The organism is Nocardioides sp. (assembly GCF_036493135.1).
Taxonomy (GTDB): Bacteria; Actinomycetota; Actinomycetes; order Propionibacteriales; family Nocardioidaceae; genus Nocardioides.
Map to the genome: position 1 here is coordinate 40,131 of NZ_DASXQG010000035.1, position 19,660 is coordinate 59,790.

The following is a 19,660-nucleotide window of genomic DNA, read 5'->3' on the forward strand; positions in this document are numbered from 1 at the left end:
TTCAGGCGGTCAGCAGGTCCGTGGCGCGCTGGACCGCGGACGCGAGATCGGCCGCCTCACCCTCTGCCTCGGCCCGGCCGAGCGCCTCGGCCGCCGTCCGGTCGCGCGCGGGCGCGAGGGCCTCGACGAGCGCCGCCTCGGTGGGTGGGAACCGGGGCGCGCCGATCACCTCCCGGACCCGCGCGGCCGCCGCCAGCAGATATACCGCATCCACGTCGTACGTCGACCCTCCGGCGAGTGCCCACACCGCGACGTCCTCAAGGAGGTGCGCCACCGACCAGCGGTCCTCGCGCTCGACGTACGCCTCCAGGGCGAGGCGGAAGTCGGCCGCGGCCGGACCCAGGTCGCCGAGGTCACGGCTGACGTTGGCCAGGTTGTGGCGGCCGACGGCGACGACCCACGGGTCACCGACCTCCTCGGCCAGCGCCCGGGCCTCGAGGAAGCGCTCGTGCGCGAGTGGCAGGTCGCCGCGCGCCGTCGCGAGCATCCCCATGTTGGTCAGGGAGACGCTCACTGCACGGCGGTCGCCGAGCGCGCGACGCCGGGCCAGACCTTCCCGGCCGAGCCGCTCGGCCTCGTCAAGGTCGCCCTCGTCCTCGGCGACGAGGGCGAGGTTGGTGAGCATCGCCGCGACGCCCGCCTCGTCGCCGAGGTCTCGTCGCAGCGCCAGGCTCTCGTCGTACGCCGCCCGCGCGCGCTCGGGATGCCCTTGCTGAGACTCCAGCGTGCCGCGCAGGTGGAGCACCCGGGCACGTCCGGCGAGCTCGCCGAGCTCGACGAACGCGGTCTCCGCGGCGGACAGCTCGGCCTCGGCCTCGGCGTACCGGCCCTGCTTGCGCGCGAGCTCGGCCCCGGCGACGCGGGAACGCGCGACGTCGGCCGCCTCCCCCACCTCCTCGGCAGCCGCGCGGGCGCGCGCGACGGCGTCCTCGGCGGCCGCCCAATCGCCGTCGATCTCGAGCTCTTCGGCAAGCTGGAGCAGCACCTCCGGCTGTTCGTCGGCGTCGACGATGGGGAGCAGCTGCTCGAGGTAGGAGATCGCCGTCTCCTGGGCGTACGCCGCGCGTGCCGCCGCCGCGGCCTGCCGGAGGTACTGCCGCTTCTTCGGCAGGTCGTCGCTGCGTGAGTAGTGGTAGGCGAGCAGGTCGAGGTGTCGACGAGGGCCGTCGGGCTCGCTCTCCAGCGCGTCACCCACCCGACCGTGCAGCACCGAGCGGGTGCTGAAGGGCAACGAGTCGTAGGCGACGTCCCGGGTCACCGCGTGGCCGAACGCGAAGGCGCGCTCGGCGGGGTCCTCGAGGTCGATCAGGCGGGTCGACGCAGCCCCGAGGAGGTCCTGGTGGACCGCCTCCTCGACGCCGAGGTCGGGGTACGCCGTCGCGACCAGCGGGGTGTGGAACGCGCGCCCGATCACACTGGCAACCTTGACCGCCCGGCGCGAGCCCTCCGCCTGGGCGTCGATCCGGCTCAGCACCAGGCTGTGCAGGCTCGCGGGCAGCTCCAGCACCTCAGACACAGCGTCCGCGTCGGCCGTCTCGGCCAGGACGTACTCGACCAGCTGCTCGAGGTAGAACGGGTTGCCCTCTGCGCGCGCCACCACCGTGTCCACGAGGCCGCGGTCCGGGTCACGGCCGACCAGCTCCCGATGGCGGGTCCAGACCAAGGCACGGGAGGCGTCGGCGTCGAGCGGCCCGAGCACGACGTCGGTGACGTGGCCGCCGCGGACCGGGAGACCGGCGACGGCGGTGCCGTCGGGCCGCAGCAGCGCGACGAGGAGCACGGGCAGGGTCCGCACGGTCCGCGCCAACACCTCCAGCAGGTCGCGCGAGAGGGGGTCGAGCCACATCGCCTCCTCGAGCACGACGACCAGCGGGCGGGCTGCGGCGTACGCCGTGAGGAGGCGGGCGAGCAGGTCCTCCAGCGAGGTCTTGCGGAGCTCGCCGTCGAAGGCGACGGTCAGGTCGCTGTCGCGCAACGCCAGTCCGAGCACCGGACCGAGCAGCGGGGCACGGGCGACCAGCGCGGGGTCGAGACCGGCGACGGCCTGCGCGACGGCCGCCTCGTCGGACTCGGACGAGAGTCCGAGGAGGTCCTGCCAGACGTCGCGCCACGCGGTGTACGCGGCCTGCGTGGCCAGCGGAGTGGCCTCCCCCGCGACCACGGGGACGCCGGACGCCGCCAGTCCGTCGGTGAGCTCCCGGACCAACCGGCTCTTGCCGGTGCCGGCCTCGGCCTGGACGACGACGACCTGACCCTCGCCGTTCGCGGCGAGCTGCCAGAGACTGCGCAGACGGGCCAGCTCGGCGTCGCGGCCGATGATCGCGTGCGACGGACCCGAGGCGGCGGCCACTCCGTGGCGCGTCGCGCGGCTGCGCAAGGAGCTGACCGGGACGGGCCGGGCACGTCCCTTGACCCGCGTCGGCGGGAGCTCCTCCCAGTCGAATCGGTCCCCCGTGTGCGAGGCGACCTCGCCGTGCACCCAGATGCCTCCGGCCGGGGCACGGGTCATCAGCCTGGCGGCGAGGTTCACCGCGTCACCGAGACAGCAGAAGGTACGGCGCTCGGCATGCCCGTACGTACCGCTCCGGAGCCGACCGGCCGCGACCCCGATCTGGACGTCGGTCACCGGCACGTCGTCCGCGATCTCGAGGAGCCGCAACGCGGCCTCGCAGGCCCGCGACGCGTCGTCCTCGTGGGCGATCGGCGCACCGAAGACGCCGTACAGATAGGCACCCTTGTCGCCGATGGTGAGCTGGAGGACCGATCCGCCGTGCTCGTCCAGCACGACCTGGGCCCGGGTCACGAAGTCGTCGAGGACCCGCGGCGCCTCCGGGTCCTCGTCGAAGTCGAGCCCGCCGAATCGGACGAAGACGGGGACGGCGGGACGCAGGTCGGCCAGGAACTCGCCGCGCCCCGCCACCATCCGCTCCCACACGGTCGGCAGCAGCCACTCGCGGGCCGTGCCGTCGGGCAGGTGTGGCCAGTCTGTGGCGCCGTCCGGCTCCGCCGGTGCGTCCACGAGCCGGGCGACCACTCCCACGTCGCCGGCGTCGCCGTGCCGGGTCTCGAGGAGAGTCACCCGATCTCCGAGCGATGCCATCGCGCCCGCGTCGAGCACGACGTCACCGGACCGGGACTGCTGCTCGGCCGCGGCCAGCGAGTCCATCAGCTCACCGGCCAGGACGTCGATCAGCTGCACCTTGGGGTCGCCGACGACGAAGCGGTGTACGTGTCCCACGGCGACGGCGACCTTCACGCCCAGGCCGGAGGTCTGGCCACCCGGCGTGATCACGCTGCCGATGCCGCTCATCACCTCCTGCATCTGCAGGCCGCACGCCGTCGCCCGGCTCCCGTCGTCCTGGTCGATCCACGCCGTCACGGCGTCCCCGCTGAAGTAGATGACGCTCGCCTGCCAGCGGTGCAGCACCTCGATCAGCGCGGCGGTGATCCGGTCGACGGTCGCGGTCAGCTCCTCGGCCCCGCGGCGCTCGCCGTGGGCGCGGGCGAGAGCCTCGGTGAGCGGGGTGTAGCCGGAGATGTCGACGAACACGGCGGCGCCGTACGCCAGTGGGGACAGGTCGTCACCGCGCGCGAGCGCCCGTCTCCGGTCCTCCGGGATGTAGGCCTGAGGGTTGTCCCCAGGCAGCAACGTCCGCATCAGGCTCTCCCCCCTGGCACGTCCTGGGCCAGTCTGACGCACGTGTCCAGCGTTGTCGGTGGCCGGGGAGCGGTGTTTGACTGCCGCGCATGACGGCTTTCCCGGTGGTCCCGACCCCACGCGTTCCGGTGACGACGACGTACCACGGGGTCGCGGTCACCGAGGAGTACCGCTGGCTCGAGGACGCGTCCTCCGAGGAGACCATCCGGTGGACCGAGGCGCAGCAGGCGCGCACTCGCGCCTACCTCGATGCGATCGGCTGGCGCCCCGCCCTGCGCGCCCGGGTCGAGGAGCTCATGCGAGACGCGTCGACGAGGTATGTGAGCCTGGGGTCGGGCGGAGAGCTGTTCTTCGCGCTGAAGGAGCAGCGGCCCAGACAGCGGCCGATGCTCGTGTCGCTGACCGACCTGGACGACCCCGGCACCGAGAGCGTCGTCCTGGACCCTCTGGAGGTCGACCCGTCGGGCGAGACGACCATCGACTGGTTCGTCCCCTCCCCCGATGGGCGCCGGGTCGCGGTCTCGCTCTCCGAGCACGGCAACGAGGACGGGACGCTGCACGTGTACGACGTAGCGACCGGAGAGCACGTGGGTGCGCCCATCCCGCACGTGAACGTGATGGGCGGGTCGATGACCTGGCGCCATGACAGCGACGGGATCTGGTACACCCTTCCGGCCGACGTGGGCTTCCGGCAGCAGGTCTGGTTCCGCGACCTCGACACCGGGACCGACACCGTCGAGCTCACAGGCCCCTTCGCCGACGCGCAGATCGCGGAGAACTTCCTGTCCTCCTCCCCGGACGGCCGTTGGGTGATGGACCGGGTGCAGAAGGGCGACGGCGGCGAGTGGCAGATCTTCGTGCGGGGGCAGGACGCGGGCTCCGCGTGGTGGCAGGCCGCCGACATCCCGGACCGTTGTGTGTACGCCGTCCTCGGCGAGGAGGCCGTCTACCTGCTGTCGCGGCTGGGGACGCCGCGTGGCCGGATCCTCCGGCTGCCGTTGACGCAGGGCGCGACCGTGTCCGGCGCCGAGACGATCGTGCCGGCGGGCGAACACGCCATCGACGACCTCGCCGTGACCACCGGCACGGTGTGGGTGGTCGACCTGGACGGTGGTCCGCAGCAGGTGCGCCGCTTCGACCCCGACGGCCAGGAGCTGGCGTCGGTGGAGATCCCGCCGGTGAGCTCGGTGTCGTCGTACGGCGCGCGCCTGACCCGGCTCCGGCCCGACCTCGTGGCCTGGAGCGGCGCGTCCTTCACCGCCCCGGGCACCTGGTGGGTGACCGGTGACGGCGGCACGCCCGGGCCCACCGCCCTGCGCACCACGACCTCCGTCGATCTCTCGGGATATGTGGTGACCCGCGAGATGGCGACGTCCAAGGACGGCACCCTGGTCCCGATCTCGATCATCTCGGCACCGGACACGCCCCGAGACGGCTCCGCCCCCGCGCTGCTCGTCGCCTACGGCGGTTACGGCATCTCGCTGGTGCCGATGTTCAATGCCGAACGGGTGCTCTGGCTGGAACAAGGTGGCGTGTACGCCGTGGCCAACATCCGCGGCGGCGGCGAGTACGGCGAGGAGTGGCACCAGGGCGGCCGGCTGACCACGAAGCAGAACTGCTTCGACGACTTCATCGCCTGCGCCGAGCACCTCGCGATCCACGGCATCACCAGTCACGATCGTCTGGCGATCCTCGGCGGCTCCAACGGAGGGCTCCTGATGGGCGCGGTGCTCACCCAGCGACCCGACATCGCCCGCGCGGTGGTCGCCGCGGTACCGGTCCTGGACTCGCTCCGGTCCGAGACGAGCACCAACGGCGTCTACAACGTCACGGAGTTCGGCACGGTGGCCGACCCGGAGCACTTCGCAGCCCTGCTGGCCTACTCGCCGTACCACCACGTCGCGGACCAGACCAGCTACCCGGCGGTGCTGCTCACGGCGGGCGAGCACGACACCCGGGTCGACGCCTGGCACGCCAAGAAGATGGCCGCCCGGCTCCAGGCCGCGACCCGGTCGGAGCATCCGGTGCTGCTCCGGATGGAGGCCGGCGGCCACCTCGACGGGTCGCTGGACCAGATGGTCGAGGAATCGACGGACATCTACTCGTTCCTCTTCGACCAGCTCGGGCTGGGCTACGCGGCACCGTAGGAGAACACCAGGTCAACGCGCGGCACGTGGCCCGGTAGTGGTGGGGCCTGCGAACGGTGGACCTGGCCGGCCGGGGTGCGGATCTCGATCATGTGCGGCTCAACGTCGACCACGCGTACCGACCAGCCCAGGGCTTCCTTGGCGTAGTTGCAGGCTTCGCAGAGGCCCGCGCTGTTCGCGTGCGACGTCTCCCCCTCGGCGGCGACGGGGACCGGGTGATCCGTGTGTCGGATCGGGGCATCGCACCAGGGCGTGCGACAGGTCTGGTCCCGCAGCCGGATGAACCGCGCGAGCCCACCCGTGAAGCGACGGCTCCGGGAGTCCATCGCCACCAGCTGGCCCGGCCGCGGACCCCGGTACAGCCGGCGGACGGTGGCCAGGCCCTGCTCAGCCCCCTGCTTGGCGAGCTCACGGGCCAGCTCCGCGGGGATCGGGCCGTACCCGCCGAGGTACGCCGAGTCCTCGCGGGTGCCGAGGAGCACCTCGTCACTGACGACCAGCTCGATCTCGACCGGGACTCCCGCGGTCGTGCCCAGCACGCTCTCGACGAGGGTGTCTGCCATGACCTGGTTGCGGCTGCGCGGGTCGCCCTGCGCCCGCGCGGCATCGGCCGCGTCCAACAGGGACCTGAAGACTGCGACACCCATCGCCACGGGCAGCTCGGCGGACAGCCGCGTCATGGTGTCGGGTGCCGGGCGCAGAGTGACCCGACGTTCCGACTCGGCGACCCGACGCCGCAGGACGCACGCTGCCGCATCGAGCTCGGCCGCCAGACTCGTGGCCCGGCCCTCGAGCTCGCGCACCCCCATCGTCTCGACGCGGTCGAGGTCGCCGGCGAGGCGACGGTCGACCGTCTGCCGGTCTTCGAGCGAGAGGCAGGCCGTCTCGCGGACGAGGATCGTCGCCTTCCACTCGCCGATGCGGCCTGTGCGCAACCCGCGCCGGGTGCAGGGCATCTCGTCGGCGAGGATCCGCGCGAGCCCGACGTGCTGGCGCCCGCGATGCGGCGACTCCCGCCTGGCGAGGGCGACCTCGGCTGCGGTTCCGCGACCCTGTCGCTCCTTGCGGACGCCTCGCTCGGTCTCGACCCGGCGCACGGACTCGTCGAGCCGCGCGGTGATCTCGGCCTGGAGCCCGGCCGCGGCGCAGGTCAGTCGCTCGAGGGCACCGAGCATCGCCACTCGCGACTCGTCGTCGTCGGGACCATTGCTGGCTGCCAGTTGCTCGACCCACGCGTCGACGCAGCCGGTGTCGAGCGCCGTACCGTCGGAAGAAGGCGTCTCGAACATACGTTCGATCATACAGGTATGCCCACCTTCTCGCAACCACTCATCCGCACCGCTACCTCCCGGTTGCACCGTGACAGTCTCACTGTCACTGTTGAGGCGTGACCCGCAGCATCTTCGAGGCCGAGCACGAGGCGTTCCGAGAGACCGTCGGCACCTTCCTCGACAAGGAGGCCGTGCCGTTCCACGAGCAGTGGGAGAAGGACGGCGTCGTCGACCGCGAGGTGTGGGCGAAGGCCGGCGCGCAGGGGCTGCTCGGGCTCCAGCTCCCCGAGGAGCACGGCGGCGGCGGCACGCCCGACTTCCGCTACAACGCGGTCGTCGGCGAAGAGATGACCCGGCGTGGCATCTACGGCTGCGCCTTTCCCCTCTTCAACGACATGATCGCGCCGTACCTCGTGGCGAGCGCGACGCCCGAGCAGGCCGGCCGATGGTTCCCCGGCCTCTGCGCCGGTACGACGATCGCCGCGATCGCGATGACGGAGCCCGGTGCCGGCTCCGACCTGCAGGGCATCCGCACCACGGCGGTGGACGGAGGCGACCACTACGTGCTCACCGGCCAGAAGACCTTCATCTCCAACGGGATCCTGGCCGACCTCGTGGTGGTCGTCGCGCGAACCGATCCCGACGCCGGGCACCAGGGCATCTCCCTGATGGTGGTCGAACGGGGGATGGCGGGATTCGAGCGCGGCCGCAACCTCGACAAGATCGGCCAGCACGCCCAGGACACCGCGGAGCTCTTCTTCGACCACGTGCGGGTGCCGAAGGCGAACCTCCTCGGCGAGGAGGGCTCCGGCTTCGTCCAGCTGATGACGAACCTCGCCCAGGAGCGGCTCTCGATCGCGGTCAGCGCCGCGACGGCCTGCGAGGCCCTGGTCGCCACCTCGCTCGACTACGTCAAGGAGCGCTCGGCGTTCGGCCGGCCGATCGGGAAGTTCCAGCACATCCGCTTCACGCTCGCCGAGATGGCGACCGAGGCCCACATCGCCCGGGTCTTCATCGACGACTGCCTCGCCCGCCACGTGCGCGGAGAGCTCGACACCGCGACCGCGTCGATGGCGAAGTGGTGGACCACGGAGCTCCAGAACAAGATCGTCGACCGCGCCGTCCAGCTCCACGGCGGCTACGGCTACATGGCCGAGTACCCCGTCGCCCGCGCCTTCGTGAACTCCCGCGTCCAGACGATCTACGGCGGCACGACCGAGATCCAGAAGGAGATCATCGGCCGCTCGCTGGGACTGTGACGCCACGGGTCGGTCCGGGAGCACTCCCCGAGGTGGGTCCGGCCGACCCTTCCCCCGACCTCGCGCCGGTGCCAGCATGGCGAGCATGACCGTCACGGACGAACGCCGGGAGATCGAGCAGGAGGTCGCGGGCCTGACGGTCCTCGATGCGATGGCCCGGACGGTCGCGGCGTACGGCGAGCGTCCGGCGTACAGCGACCAGGTGGCGTCCGGGACCAGCACCCCGACGGGAGCCTGGCGGACGCTCACCTGGGCCGAGCTCCACGCGACCGGGCGGAACGTCGCGGCCGCGCTCGTCGGGCGCGGTCTCGACGCCGGCGCCACGGTCGCGATCATGGCGACCAACCGCATCGAGCACGTCGTGACCGACCACGCGGCACTGCTCGCCGGCGCCGTGCCGATGTCCATCTACAACACGCTCTCCCCCGAGCAGGTCTCCTACATCGCCGGCCACGCCGAGCCGCAGGCCGTGTTCCTCGAGTCTGCCGACCACGTCGAACGGTGGCGGAAAGCCCTGGCCGAGGTCGCCTCGATCCGCCTGGTCGTCGGCATCGGCGACATCGGCCCCGACGGCCCCGAGCACGACGACGAGCGGTTCGTGCGCTGGGACGACCTCGTGGCCGAGGGAGCCGACCTGCCGAAGGACGACGTCGACGCCCGGGCGCGCGCCGTACGACCGGAGGATCCGGCCACGATCCTCTACACGTCCGGCACCACCGGCGACCCGAAAGGCGTCGTGCTCTCGCACGCCAACGTCGTCTACGAGTGCGAGTCGACGATGCGTCGCAACGGCGTCGACCCGGGCAACATCACGCTGTCCTATCTCCCCTACGCGCACATCGCCGAGCGCGTGCTCAGCATGTACCTCCCACCGCACTTCGGCGACTGGCACGTCCACCTCGTCGGCGATCCGACCCTGCTGGTCCCCGCCCTTGTCGACGTCAGGCCGATCCAGTTCTTCGGGGTCCCGCGGGTGTGGGAGAAGATCCGCGCCGGCCTGTCCGGGATGCTCGCCCAGGAACCCGACGCCGCGCGCAAGGCCGCGATCGCGGGCGCGATGGCCGTCGGCACCGAGTACGTCGAGTCGCTCCAGGTGGGAGGGGCGACGTCCCCCGATCTCCGATCGCGGTACGACGCCGCGAGCGCCGCCGTGCTCGACCCCATCAAGTCTCGCCTCGGCCTCGAGCGCGTGACATGGGCAGGCAGTGCGTCGGCGCCGATGCCGGTCGAGGTGGCGCGCTTCTTCGCCGGCCTCGGGCTGGCGATCCACGACATCTACGGGATGACCGAGACCTGTGGCGCCGCCACGGCGTGCGGGCCGGGACAGTTCCGCCTCGGCACCGTCGGCCGGGCGCTGCCGGGCGTCGAGCTCCGCATCGCCGACGACGGCGAGGTGCTGATGCGCGGCCCGATCACGACGTCGGGGTACCACCGCCGCCCCGAAGCCACCGCCACCCTCCTCGATGACGACGGCTGGGTGCACAGTGGCGACATCGGTGCCGTCGACGACGACGGCTTCCTCTCCATCGTCGACCGGAAGAAGGAGCTGATCATCACCTCGGCCGGCAAGAACGTCGCGCCGTCCAACATCGAGAGCCTCCTCAAGGAGTCGCCGATCGTCGGGCACGCGCTCGCGTTCGGCGACAACAGGCCGTACGTCGTCGCCGTCCTGACCCTGGACGGCGAGGTGGCACCGGTCCTCGCGCGGACCCGGGGCATCGACTTCACCGACCTGGCCGACCTGGCCGCCAAGCCGGAGATCCGGGCGATGGCGCAGGCCGCCGTCGACAGTGCCAACGCGCGGCTCTCACGACCCGAGCAGGTCAAGTTCTTCGAGCTGCTGCCGACCGAGTGGACGGCCGAGTCCGAGGAGCTCACCCCGACGCTCAAGCTCAAGCGGCGCGTCGTACACGCCAAGTACGCCGACGTCATCGACCGCCTCTACGGCTGACGTATCTGGTCAGTCACACCGCCCCTCTTCACCTTCGACGTGCGTCCGGGCACGGGGCTCCGGGCGCCCCACACGTAGGGAGAAACATGAATCTCCACCACTTCGCCTTCGAGCCCGTGCCGGCAGTCGCGAATCCCGAGCCGCACCCCTTCAAGACCATCAACGACCCGCTGGGGCCGCTCGCCGCCCTTCCCGGCACCTGGACCGGCACCGGATTCAACACGATCTGGCGTCCCCACTTCCCCTCGGGGAGACAGGACCGGTTCCTCGAGCTGAACCAGACCTCCGAGACGCTGGTCTTCGAGGAGATCCCGGGAGCCATCCCCAACCGCGGCCTGGCCCAGAAGGACATCGAGATGTTCGGCGTCCACTACATGCAGCAGGTCTCCGACAGCGCCCTGTCGGCCGGTATCCACCTCGAGCCCGGCATCTGGGCCACGGTGCCCGCCACCACCGCGCCGAAGGAGCCGCCGACCGTCGTCCGGATGGCGTCGATCCCGCACGGCACCGCCGTCCTCGCCCAGGGCAGGGCCTTCACGATCGCCGGCCCACCGGTCATCAAGGACACCGACATCATCCCGTTCTTCGGCAACGACCCCTCGAGCAAGGGCTCGTTCGCCGACGCCGAGAAGTCGTTCCCCGAGCTGAACCTGGCCAAGAAGACGAAGTTCCGCCAGCCGTCTGACGCGACCACCCAGCCGGACATCACGCAGGGGATGGTGAAGAACCCCAACCACGTGCTGCAGAAGGCGATCGTGGGCCAGGACATCGTGCGCACCACCGTGCTCCGTGTGGACGCGCGGAACAGCCAGCCGCTGAGCGCCGGCACCGCCAACACGTTCTTCCTCACCCAGAACGCCTCGGCCGACCACGTGACCGCCACGTTCTGGATCGAGAAGGTCAAGAAGCCGCACACCAGTGGACACTTCCTGCAGCTGCAGTACACCCAGACCGTGATGCTCGACTTCAACGGTCTGCGCTGGCCGCACGTCTCCGTGGCCACCCTCCGCAAGCAGGGTACGGCGGCCTCGGCCCGTGACGACCTGCCGACCGCGAAGGGCGCCAAGGCCGGCCGCGAGACCGAGCTGACCTGAGGTACCTCAGGTACGTCACGATCAGGCAACGAAGCGCCGGAACTCGGGGTAAACCCCGATGACGACCGTCGGGGCTGTCTGCTGAACTTGCTCGCATGCATAGACAAATCGCGGGGAAGCTGACCGGACGCGTCACGAAGTGGGTCGTGCTCGCCGTCTGGATCATCATCGTCATGGCGGCCGGGTCGGTCGCCGGCAAGCTCACCGGTGTCCAGGACAACCAGGCGTCGTCCTGGCTGCCGGCCAGCGCTGAGTCCACCAAGGCGCTGGAGAAGCTCGCGCCCTTCCAGAACCAGAACGACATCCCGACCGTCATGGTCTACGAGAAGACCTCCCACCTGACCAAGGCCGACCTCGCCACGATCGGGCAGCAGATCGACCAGATCCAGAAGCTCGACGGAGCCGTCCCGGCCAAGGCGCCCGACGGCACGCCCGTGCAGCCGAGCCAGCTCGTTCAGGTCTCCAAGGACGGCCAGGTCGCGCAGGGCATGGTGACCTTCAACTTCGGCAAGGACGGCTGGAACAAGCTGCCCGACGTCAAGGACCAGATCGAGAGCATCGCCACGCTGGACGGCGCCAAGGTGTACGTCGCGGGCCCGGGCGGCCAGGCCGCCGACTCGGCCGCGGCGTTCGCGGGCATCGACGGAAAGCTGCTCTACAGCACGATCATCGTGGTGATCGTCATCCTGCTGCTCACCTACCGGAGCCCGCTGCTGTGGCTGCTTCCGGTGCTCTCGGCCGGCGTGGCGCTGACCTGCGCCCAGGCCGTGATCTACCTGTTGGCCAAGCATGCCGACCTGACGGTGAACGGGCAGAGTGCGGGCATCCTGACGGTGCTGGTGTTCGGCGCGGGCACCGACTACGCGCTGTTGCTCGTGGCCCGCTATCGAGAAGAGCTGCACCGGCACGAGGACCGGCACGAGGCGATGGCGTTCGCCCTGCACCGGGCGACCCCGGCGATCATCGCCAGCGCGCTCACCGTCGTGCTCGGCATGCTCTGCCTGGTCTTCGCCGACATGAACTCCACCGCCGGCCTCGGTCCGGTGGCGGCGATCGGCATCGGCGTCGGCCTGCTGGTGATGATCACCCTGCTGCCCGCACTGCTGGTGATCTTCGGTCGCTGGATCTTCTGGCCACGGCGCCCGAACTACGACACGGTCGAGCCGAGCTCGGCAGGCTTCTGGGCCCGCATCGGCGCGCGGATCGCTCCGCGGCCGCGGTTCGTGTGGGTCGTCACCACGGTGGTCCTGGCGGTGTGCAGCCTCGGGTTCCTGCAGCTCAACGCCCACGGTCTGGCCACGAAGGACGCCTACACCAAGGACTTCGACTCCGTGACCGGCCAGCAGGCACTCGTCGACCACGGGCTGGCCGACACCTCGTCGCCGGTCCAGGTCGTCGCCAACGCCGACCAGGGGCAAGCCGTCGAGCAAGCGATGCAGGGCATCCCCGGCATCGGCCAGCCCTCGCCGCCGATCGTCAAGGGCGGGGTCGCGCTGGTCCAGGCGCCACTGGACTCCGACCCGACCTCCAAGGCGGCCTTCGCGACCGTCGACCGAGTGCGGGCCCAGGTGCACCAGGTCGAGGGCGCCGATGCGATCGTGGGCGGCGGCTCGGCGATCAGTACCGACATCGAGAAGGCCTCGTTGCACGACGACAAGGTGATCATCCCGCTCGTCCTGATCGTGGTGATGCTCGTGCTGATGGTGCTGCTGCGGGCAGTGCTGTCCCCGCTGCTGCTGGTGGCCACGGTCGTGCTGTCGTTCGGGGCGTCCCTGGGGTTGAGCTCGATCATCTTCCGGAACGTGTTCGGGTTCGCGGGGGCAGATGCCTCGCTACCGCTGTTCGTGTTCGTGTTCCTGGTCGCCCTGGGCATCGACTACAACATCTTCTTGATGACCCGGGTCCGTGAGGAGACACCGCAGCACGGCACCCGGCGGGCCTCGCTGATCGCGCTCGGTGCCACCGGCGGGGTGATCACCTCGGCCGGCCTGGTGCTGGCTGCGACGTTCTCGGTCCTGGCGACGCTTCCGTTGGTGGCGTTCGCCGAGATCGGGTTCGCCGTCGCGCTGGGCGTGCTGCTCGACACGTTGATCGTCCGGTCGGTGTTGGTCACCGCGATCAACCTCGACGTCGGCAGCAAGATCTGGTGGCCGAGCAAGCTCGACCGCGGCGACGAGCCGAGTCCGGTCGAGGCGGCCGAACAGGTCGACGCCCTCGAGGGCTGAGCGCAGGGTCGATCCCGGTCAGCCGTGCAGGCGGACCGGGACCGACTCCACGCCGTACACGATCGACTTGGCGTGGTAGTCCAGCTCCTCGGCCGGTACGGCGAGCGTGAGGTCGGGGAAGCGCTGCGCCAGGGCGGGGTACGCCGCGCGCAGCTCCATCCGGGCCAGCTCGGCGCCGACACACCGGTGGAAGCCGTAGCCGAAGGCCAGGTGGGACGACGTGGCGCGCGCGGGGTCGAGGAGGTCGCCCGCGGGGTAGGCGCGCGGATCGCGGTCGGCGGCCGGCAGGTGCACCATCACGCAGGAGCCCTTGCGGATCCGGTGTCCGCCGACGGTCACCTCCTGCCTGGTGAACCGCGGGAAGGCGACCTGCACGACCGAGAGGTGCCGGAGCAGGTCCTCGACCGTCGGCGTCACCGAGGTCGGGTCGCCGGCCATGCCGGCGTACAGCTCGGGGCGGCCGAGGAGCACCACGGTGCCGAGGGCCAGCATCGAGGCCGAGGTCTCGAGGCCGCCGGTGAACGCGCCGTCGGCGAGGCCGCCGAGGTCGAAGTCGTCGATCTCGTCGCCGTGCTCGCGGATGATCTGTCCGATCAGACCGGGTCCCGGCTGCGTCCGCTGCCGCTCGCACTCCGCGAACAGGAACTCGCGCGACGCTCCGACCGCGCCCATGATGGCGCTGCCGCCGATGCTCACGTCGAACCGGGCGGAGCCGAGCTTGCGGAACGTCTCGCGGTCCTCGTCGCGCAGCCCGAGCAGCTCGCAGATCACCAGGAACGGGATCGGGAAGGCGAAGGTCTTGACGAGGTCGACCAGGTCGTCGTTCTCGGCGGCGACCCGCTCGGTCTCGTCCAGCTGCTGCTCGATGATCCGGTCGATGGCGGGCTTCAACCGGGCCAGCCGGCGCATCGTGAACTCCGGCGTCAGCAGCTTGCGAAGACGGGTGTGCTCGGGCGGGTCGGTGAACCCGAGACCGCCGATGTCGCCGTTCTCGGCGCCGGACTTGCCGTAGTAGGGCCGCACGTCGGTCGAGTACGACGTGAGGTCGCCGAGCACCTCTCGGGCCTCGGCGTCGCCGGTCACCAGCCACACGTCCATGCCGAGGAAGGTGATCAGCTTCGAGACCGGGTCCTTCGCGCGGAGCTCGCCGATCCGCGGATGAGGGTCGGCCAGCTCCCGGTCGAGGGGCCAGCTGAGCCGGTCGGGAACCCGGTGGACCTGGGTCAGGTCGATGCCACCGGCCCGCGCCACGAGGCGGCGGCGCACGGCACCCTTGACTGCTTCCAGGAGCGGCACGGACCCAAGGGTACGGGTGGTGACCGTGAGGATCCTGAGAGGTCCCGCGACTCGGCGTGGGGCCGAGGTGACCGTCGCTCCCGACGGCCGGAGTCGCTCAGCCGAGCCCGCGGAGGATCTCCGCTGCCGGCGCCTGACGGGCCGCGCGGTAGCCGCTGCCGGCCCACAGGTTCACGCGCTCGGGATCGGCCGCCGAGGCCGCGGCCCGGCGCAGCGGGCGGGTGAGGTGGTGCAGCGCGGGATAGCCGCTCGGTGCCGAGACGTCGTACGCGTCGGAGAAGGCGTTGCGCAGTCCGCGGGCCGGCCGTCCGGTCCACGCGCGCATCACCGCGGTCTCCCTCGAGTGGTCGCCGAGCCCCGCCCGGTGGGCGGCGGAGGACCCGCTCTCGTCGGCGAGGAGGAGGACGGTGCCGACGACGGCGGCGTCCGCGCCGGCCGCGAGCACGGCCGCCACGTCGTCGGCCGAGGCGATGCCGCCCGCGCCCAGCACCGGCAGCGAGACCGCGGCCCGCACCTCGCGGACGAGGTCGGTGAGTGGTCGTTCGGGCGGGATGTGCTCGGGGGCCAGGGTCCCGGAGTGGCCGCCCGCCGCGCTCGCTTGGACCGCGAGGGCGTCAACACCGGCCGCGTCGGCCTGCCGGGCCTCGTCGGCCGAGGTCACCGTCTGCACGAGCAGGCTCCCTGCGGCCCGGAGGGCGTCCACGGACTCGGCGTCGGGGATCCCGAACGTGAACGACACGATCGGTGCCGGGTGCTCGGCGAGGAGGTCGATCTTGTGCTGCCACGCATCGTCGTCCTCGACCGGCTCGGCCGGGAGCTCGACGCCGTACCTCTCGGCCTCGATGCCGATCAGGTCGCGGTACGCCGCATAGGCGACGCGGTCGACCGGCACCGGGTTGGGGGCGAACAGGTTCACGCCGTACAGCTCGGTCGCGGTGCGCACCGTGGCCAGCTGCTCGGCCAATGCGCCGGCGGTGAGGTAGCCACCGGCCAGGAACCCCAGCGAGCCCGCTCCGGCAGCCGCCAGCACCAGCTCCGGTGTCGTCGGGCCACCCGCCATCGGCGCGGCCACCACCGGACTGGTGGCGCCGAGCTCACTCAGCCATGTCACGGATCCGACGCTAGCCCCGGTCGTCCCCGGCGGAGCGCAGCTGCGCGTCGGCGGCGGCGACGGCGGCCGCCAGTGAGTCGAGGTCGTAGGCGCCGTAGTGCCGCTGTCCGTTGACGAAGAAGGTAGGGGTGCCGGTCGCGCCACTGACGTCGGCCGACTCGACGTCCTGGGCGACCCTCGTCTCGTACACGTGGCGTCTGAGGTCGTCGTGGAACCGCTCGACATCCAGGCCGAGGTCACCGGCGTAGCGGACGAGATCGGCCGGTGTGAGGTTCTCCTGATGGTCGAGCAACAGGTCGTGCATCTCCCAGAACCTGCCCTGGGCGGCCGCAGCTTCCGAGGCCTCCGCGGCCAGGAGCGCGGCCGGGTGCACGTCGGGCAGCGGCAGGTGTCGCCACACGAAGCGCAGGTCACTGCCACCGAGCAGCTCACGCACCACCGGCTCGGCCTGACCGCAGAACGGGCATTCGAAGTCGCCGAACTCGATGACGGTGATCGCTGCCTGGTGCGGCCCGCGGATGTGGTCGCGTTCGGGGTCGACCTCGGGGATCAGGTCTTGGATCAGGCGGACGTCGCCCTGCAGCGCCTGGATCCGCCGGGCCGGGGACAGCAGCCCGGTGAGCCGGTACACCATCCAGGTGAGCAGCGATGAGACGACCGCCGCCGACAGAGCACCGAGCTTCGCCTCGGCCAGCTCGGCGCCGGAGAAGGCGCGGTCGGCGATCAGCAGCGCCACGGTGAAGCCGATGCCGGCGATGGTGCCGCTGCCCAGCACGGCCGCCCAGCCGACCGGTGGTCGGATCCGTCCGTGGCTCAGCCGCGTCATCACCGACGACGTCGCCATCAGCGCGACCGGTTTGCCGATGACGTAGCCGATCAGCACACCGAGCGTGATGGGGCTCGTGTACGCCGTACCCAGGAAGTCGGGGTTGAGCTCGATGCCGGCGTTGGCCAGCGCGAACAGGGGAACGATCAGATAGCTGGTCCACGGGTGGAAGAACGTCTGCAGCCGTTCGTTGGGCGAGAGCGCGGAGGTGAGGCCGGCGCTCGCGGAACGCGCCAGCTCCGAGGTCGGCTGCTCGCGGAACGACCTCACCAGCTCCGTCGCCTGCTCGAGTCTCTCGCGGGGCGGGGAGTAGGCCGGGGCAGACAGCCCGATGGCCAGACCGGTGACGATCGGATCGACGCCGCTGGCCAGCAACGCCGACCACATCGCGAGCCCGAGCCCGACGTAGACCCACCGCCGCTGCACCCGTCGAACCGCGGCGACCAGCAGGGCGGCGAACACCGCGACGGCGATGCCCAGCCGAGCGAAGTCGAGACCGTCGCTGTACACCACCGCGATGACGGCCAGAGCGATCAGGTCGTCGACGACCGAGACGGTCAGCAGGAAGACCCGCACCCGGTCGGGGACGTCGCGACCGAGCAGCGCCAGCAGACCGAGCGCCAGCGCGGTGTCGGTCGACATCGCGACGCCCCAGCCGTGTGCGCTCGAGTGCCCGGCGTTCAGAGCCAGATAGATCGACGCTGGAACGGCCATCCCGACGATCCCTGCCAGGCAGGGCAGCGCGAACCTGCGACGCTCCCGCAGATCGCCGAGGTCGAACTCGCGGCGCGCCTCCAAGCCGACCACGAGGAAGAACAGGGTCATCAACCCGCTGTTGATCCAGGTCCGTACGTCGCGGTCGACCTGCGTGTCCCCGAGGGAGATCGAGAAGTGGGCGTGCCAGACACTCTCGTAGCCCGCGAGGTCGACGTTCGCCCAGACCAGGGCAGCCACGGCTGCCGCGAGCAGGACGCCGGCACTACCCGACTCGGTCCACAGGAACGCGCGCAGCGGCGCCGCGCGCTCGCGCGACCACGTCGTGCGATCACGCCACAGAGACGACCGGTCAGCCATGGTGGTGGAACAGCTCGTCGTCCCTCGGGAGGTTGCTCACTCCCACTCGATGGTGCCCGGGGGCTTCGAGGTGATGTCGAGGGTGACCCGGTTGACCTCCGCGACCTCGTTGGTGATGCGGGTGGAGATCTTCTCCAGCAGGTCGAACGGGAGGCGCGCCCAGTCGGCGGTCATCGCGTCCTCGGAGGTGACCGGGCGGAGGACGACCGGGTGTCCGTAGGTGCGACCGTCGCCCTGGACACCGACCGAGCGGACGTCGGCGAGCAGCACCACGGGGAACTGCCAGACGTCGCGGTCGAGGCCGGCTGCGGTGAGCTCCTCGCGCGCGATCAGGTCGGCGGCGCGAAGGATGTCGAGGCGCTCGCGGGTGACCTCGCCGATGATCCGGATGCCCAGACCGGGGCCGGGGAACGGCTGGCGCCACACCATCGTCGGCGGGAGGCCGAGCTGCTCGCCGACCATCCGCACCTCGTCCTTGAAGAGCGTGCGCAGGGGCTCGACCAGCTCGAACTCCAGGTCGTCGGGAAGTCCGCCGACGTTGTGGTGGGACTTGATGTTCGAGGTGCCCGCTCCCCCGCCGGACTCCACGACGTCGGGATAGAGCGTGCCCTGCACCAGGTACGCCGTCTCGCCGGTCGCGGGATCTCCGCTCCGCACATTTTCGAAGGCACGCGCCTGGGCGGCCTCGAAGGTCCGGATGAACTCCCGGCCGATGATCTTCCGCTTCTCCTCGGGGTCGTGGATGCCCTCCAGCGCGCCGAGGAACTGCTCACTGGCATCGACCACGTCGAGCTCGTCGAAGACCGCCTCGAAGTCACGGCGTACCTGCTCGGTCTCGCCGGAGCGCATCATCCCGTGGTCGACGTACACGCAGGTGAGCCGGTCGCCGATGGCCCGCTGCACGATCGCGGCCGCGACCGCGGAGTCGACGCCGCCGGAGAGCGCACAGATCGCCCGGCCGTCGCCGATCTGCGCCCGGATGCTGTCGACCTGCTCGTCGACGATGTTGACCATCGTCCAGGTCGGGCGGCAGCCGGCGATCTGGTGCAGGAAGTGCTCGAGCACCCGCTGGCCGTGCTCGGTGTGCAGCACCTCGGGATGCCACTGCACGCCGGCAAGACGCCGGTCGGTGTCCTCGAACGCCGCGACCGGCGTCACCCGTGTGGACGCGAGGACGTCGAACCCGGGTGGGGCCGCGACCACGGAGTCACCGTGGGACATCCACACCGAGTGGTCGGCCGGGAGGTCGGCGAGCAGGGTGCCGTTGCGGTCGACCTTCACCGGCGTCCGGCCGTACTCGCGCGCACCGGTCGGGGAGACCGCGCCGCCCAGGCCCTGGGCCATCAGCTGGAAGCCGTAGCACATGCCGAAGACCGGGACGCCGCTGCCGAAGACGGCGGGGTCGATGCCCGGAGCGCCGGCGGCGTACACCGAGGACGGTCCGCCGGACAGGATGATCGCGGAGGGCTCGCGCGCGAGCATCTCGGCGATGGGCATCGTGTGCGGCACGATCTCGGAGTAGACCCGGGCCTCGCGCACCCGCCGGGCGATCAGCTGGGCGTACTGCGCGCCGAAGTCGACGACGAGGACGCGATCATGACCGTCATGGGTGTCGTGCTCCGACATGGCCGAAGCCTATCGGCGCGTCCAGGGGCCTCCGGGCCCGGACGCGCCAGAGCCCGGCCGATCAGGGAGCGAGGCCGGGCTCTGGGTCCGAGGCCGGCACGCGGCCGGCGGACGGCAGGTCC

At 71.2% G+C, this 19,660-nt stretch carries 11 protein-coding genes; 5 read left to right on the forward strand and 6 right to left on the reverse strand.

Translation table 11 applies throughout. From position 1 onward, the window contains the following. Position 1 precedes the first annotated feature (1 nt). Complete coding sequence (locus tag VGJ24_RS05635) at positions 2-3,658, reverse strand: AAA family ATPase (protein ID WP_331499525.1); 3,657 nt, start codon at positions 3,656-3,658, stop codon at positions 2-4. Between the two features lie 89 nt (positions 3,659-3,747). Here VGJ24_RS05635 and VGJ24_RS05640 point away from each other — a divergent pair, with 89 nt between their 5' ends. Next, complete coding sequence (locus VGJ24_RS05640) at positions 3,748-5,805, forward strand: prolyl oligopeptidase family serine peptidase (protein ID WP_331499526.1); 2,058 nt, start codon at positions 3,748-3,750, stop codon at positions 5,803-5,805. On the opposite strand, the gene VGJ24_RS05645 is transcribed toward VGJ24_RS05640, so the two are convergent. After that, positions 5,790-7,094 carry a DUF222 domain-containing protein gene (locus VGJ24_RS05645; protein WP_331499527.1) on the reverse strand — a complete coding sequence of 435 codons (1,305 nt, stop codon included), beginning with the start codon at positions 7,092-7,094 and terminating at the stop codon, positions 5,790-5,792. The genes VGJ24_RS05640 and VGJ24_RS05645 overlap by 16 nt on opposite strands. Before the next feature lie 98 nt (positions 7,095-7,192). On the opposite strand from VGJ24_RS05645, the gene VGJ24_RS05650 reads away from it, so the two are divergent. The 4 genes from VGJ24_RS05650 (at position 7,193) to VGJ24_RS05665 (ending at position 13,605) form a co-directional block, all read left to right on the forward strand. Next, positions 7,193-8,335, forward strand: a complete 1,143-nt coding sequence (locus VGJ24_RS05650) for an acyl-CoA dehydrogenase family protein (protein WP_331499528.1) — start codon at positions 7,193-7,195, stop codon at positions 8,333-8,335. 85 nt (positions 8,336-8,420) lie between these two features. Beyond that, a complete protein-coding gene (locus tag VGJ24_RS05655; RefSeq protein ID WP_331499529.1) occupies positions 8,421-10,286 on the forward strand; it encodes an AMP-dependent synthetase/ligase in 1,866 nt (621 codons plus the stop codon). A gap of 86 nt (positions 10,287-10,372) precedes the next feature. Further along, positions 10,373-11,380 (forward strand): heme-binding protein, encoded by a 1,008-nt coding sequence (locus VGJ24_RS05660; protein WP_331499530.1) that lies wholly within the window; start codon positions 10,373-10,375, stop codon positions 11,378-11,380. A gap of 95 nt (positions 11,381-11,475) precedes the next feature. Then, complete coding sequence (locus VGJ24_RS05665) at positions 11,476-13,605, forward strand: MMPL family transporter (protein WP_331499531.1); 2,130 nt, start codon at positions 11,476-11,478, stop codon at positions 13,603-13,605. Between the two features lie 18 nt (positions 13,606-13,623). Here VGJ24_RS05665 and VGJ24_RS05670 read toward each other — a convergent pair whose 3' ends face one another. The 4 genes from VGJ24_RS05670 to guaA all read right to left on the reverse strand — a co-directional run bounded on the left by VGJ24_RS05670 (position 13,624) and on the right by guaA (position 19,538). Next, positions 13,624-14,901 carry a cytochrome P450 gene (locus VGJ24_RS05670; RefSeq protein ID WP_331499532.1) on the reverse strand — a complete coding sequence of 426 codons (1,278 nt, stop codon included), beginning with the start codon at positions 14,899-14,901 and terminating at the stop codon, positions 13,624-13,626. A gap of 97 nt (positions 14,902-14,998) precedes the next feature. After that, entirely contained in the window at positions 14,999-16,012 is a 1,014-nt protein-coding gene (locus VGJ24_RS05675) for a nitronate monooxygenase (RefSeq protein ID WP_331499533.1), read from the reverse strand. Positions 16,013-16,022: 10 nt separating this feature from the next. Beyond that, the gene (nhaA, locus tag VGJ24_RS05680; RefSeq protein ID WP_331499534.1) at positions 16,023-17,912 is read right to left on the reverse strand and encodes a Na+/H+ antiporter NhaA; all 1,890 of its coding nucleotides are present in this window, start codon (positions 17,910-17,912) and stop codon (positions 16,023-16,025) included. A gap of 36 nt (positions 17,913-17,948) precedes the next feature. After that, a complete protein-coding gene (gene guaA / locus VGJ24_RS05685) occupies positions 17,949-19,538 on the reverse strand; it encodes a glutamine-hydrolyzing GMP synthase (protein ID WP_331499535.1) in 1,590 nt (529 codons plus the stop codon). Positions 19,539-19,660: the final 122 nt, after the last annotated feature.

What these genes read in the sequence shown, in the direction of transcription:
- VGJ24_RS05645 (WP_331499527.1), bottom strand. Translation starts at nt 7,094, where the DNA reads ATGTTCGAGACGCCTTCTTCCGACGGTACGGCGCTCGACACCGGCTGC.
- nhaA (WP_331499534.1), bottom strand. Translation starts at nt 17,912, where the DNA reads ATGGCTGACCGGTCGTCTCTGTGGCGTGATCGCACGACGTGGTCGCGC.
- guaA (WP_331499535.1), bottom strand. Translation starts at nt 19,538, where the DNA reads ATGTCGGAGCACGACACCCATGACGGTCATGATCGCGTCCTCGTCGTC.
- VGJ24_RS05665 (WP_331499531.1), top strand. Translation starts at nt 11,476, where the DNA reads ATGCATAGACAAATCGCGGGGAAGCTGACCGGACGCGTCACGAAGTGG.
- VGJ24_RS05660 (WP_331499530.1), top strand. Translation starts at nt 10,373, where the DNA reads ATGAATCTCCACCACTTCGCCTTCGAGCCCGTGCCGGCAGTCGCGAAT.
- VGJ24_RS05655 (WP_331499529.1), top strand. Translation starts at nt 8,421, where the DNA reads ATGACCGTCACGGACGAACGCCGGGAGATCGAGCAGGAGGTCGCGGGC.
- VGJ24_RS05640 (WP_331499526.1), top strand. Translation starts at nt 3,748, where the DNA reads ATGACGGCTTTCCCGGTGGTCCCGACCCCACGCGTTCCGGTGACGACG.
- VGJ24_RS05635 (WP_331499525.1), bottom strand. Translation starts at nt 3,658, where the DNA reads ATGCGGACGTTGCTGCCTGGGGACAACCCTCAGGCCTACATCCCGGAG.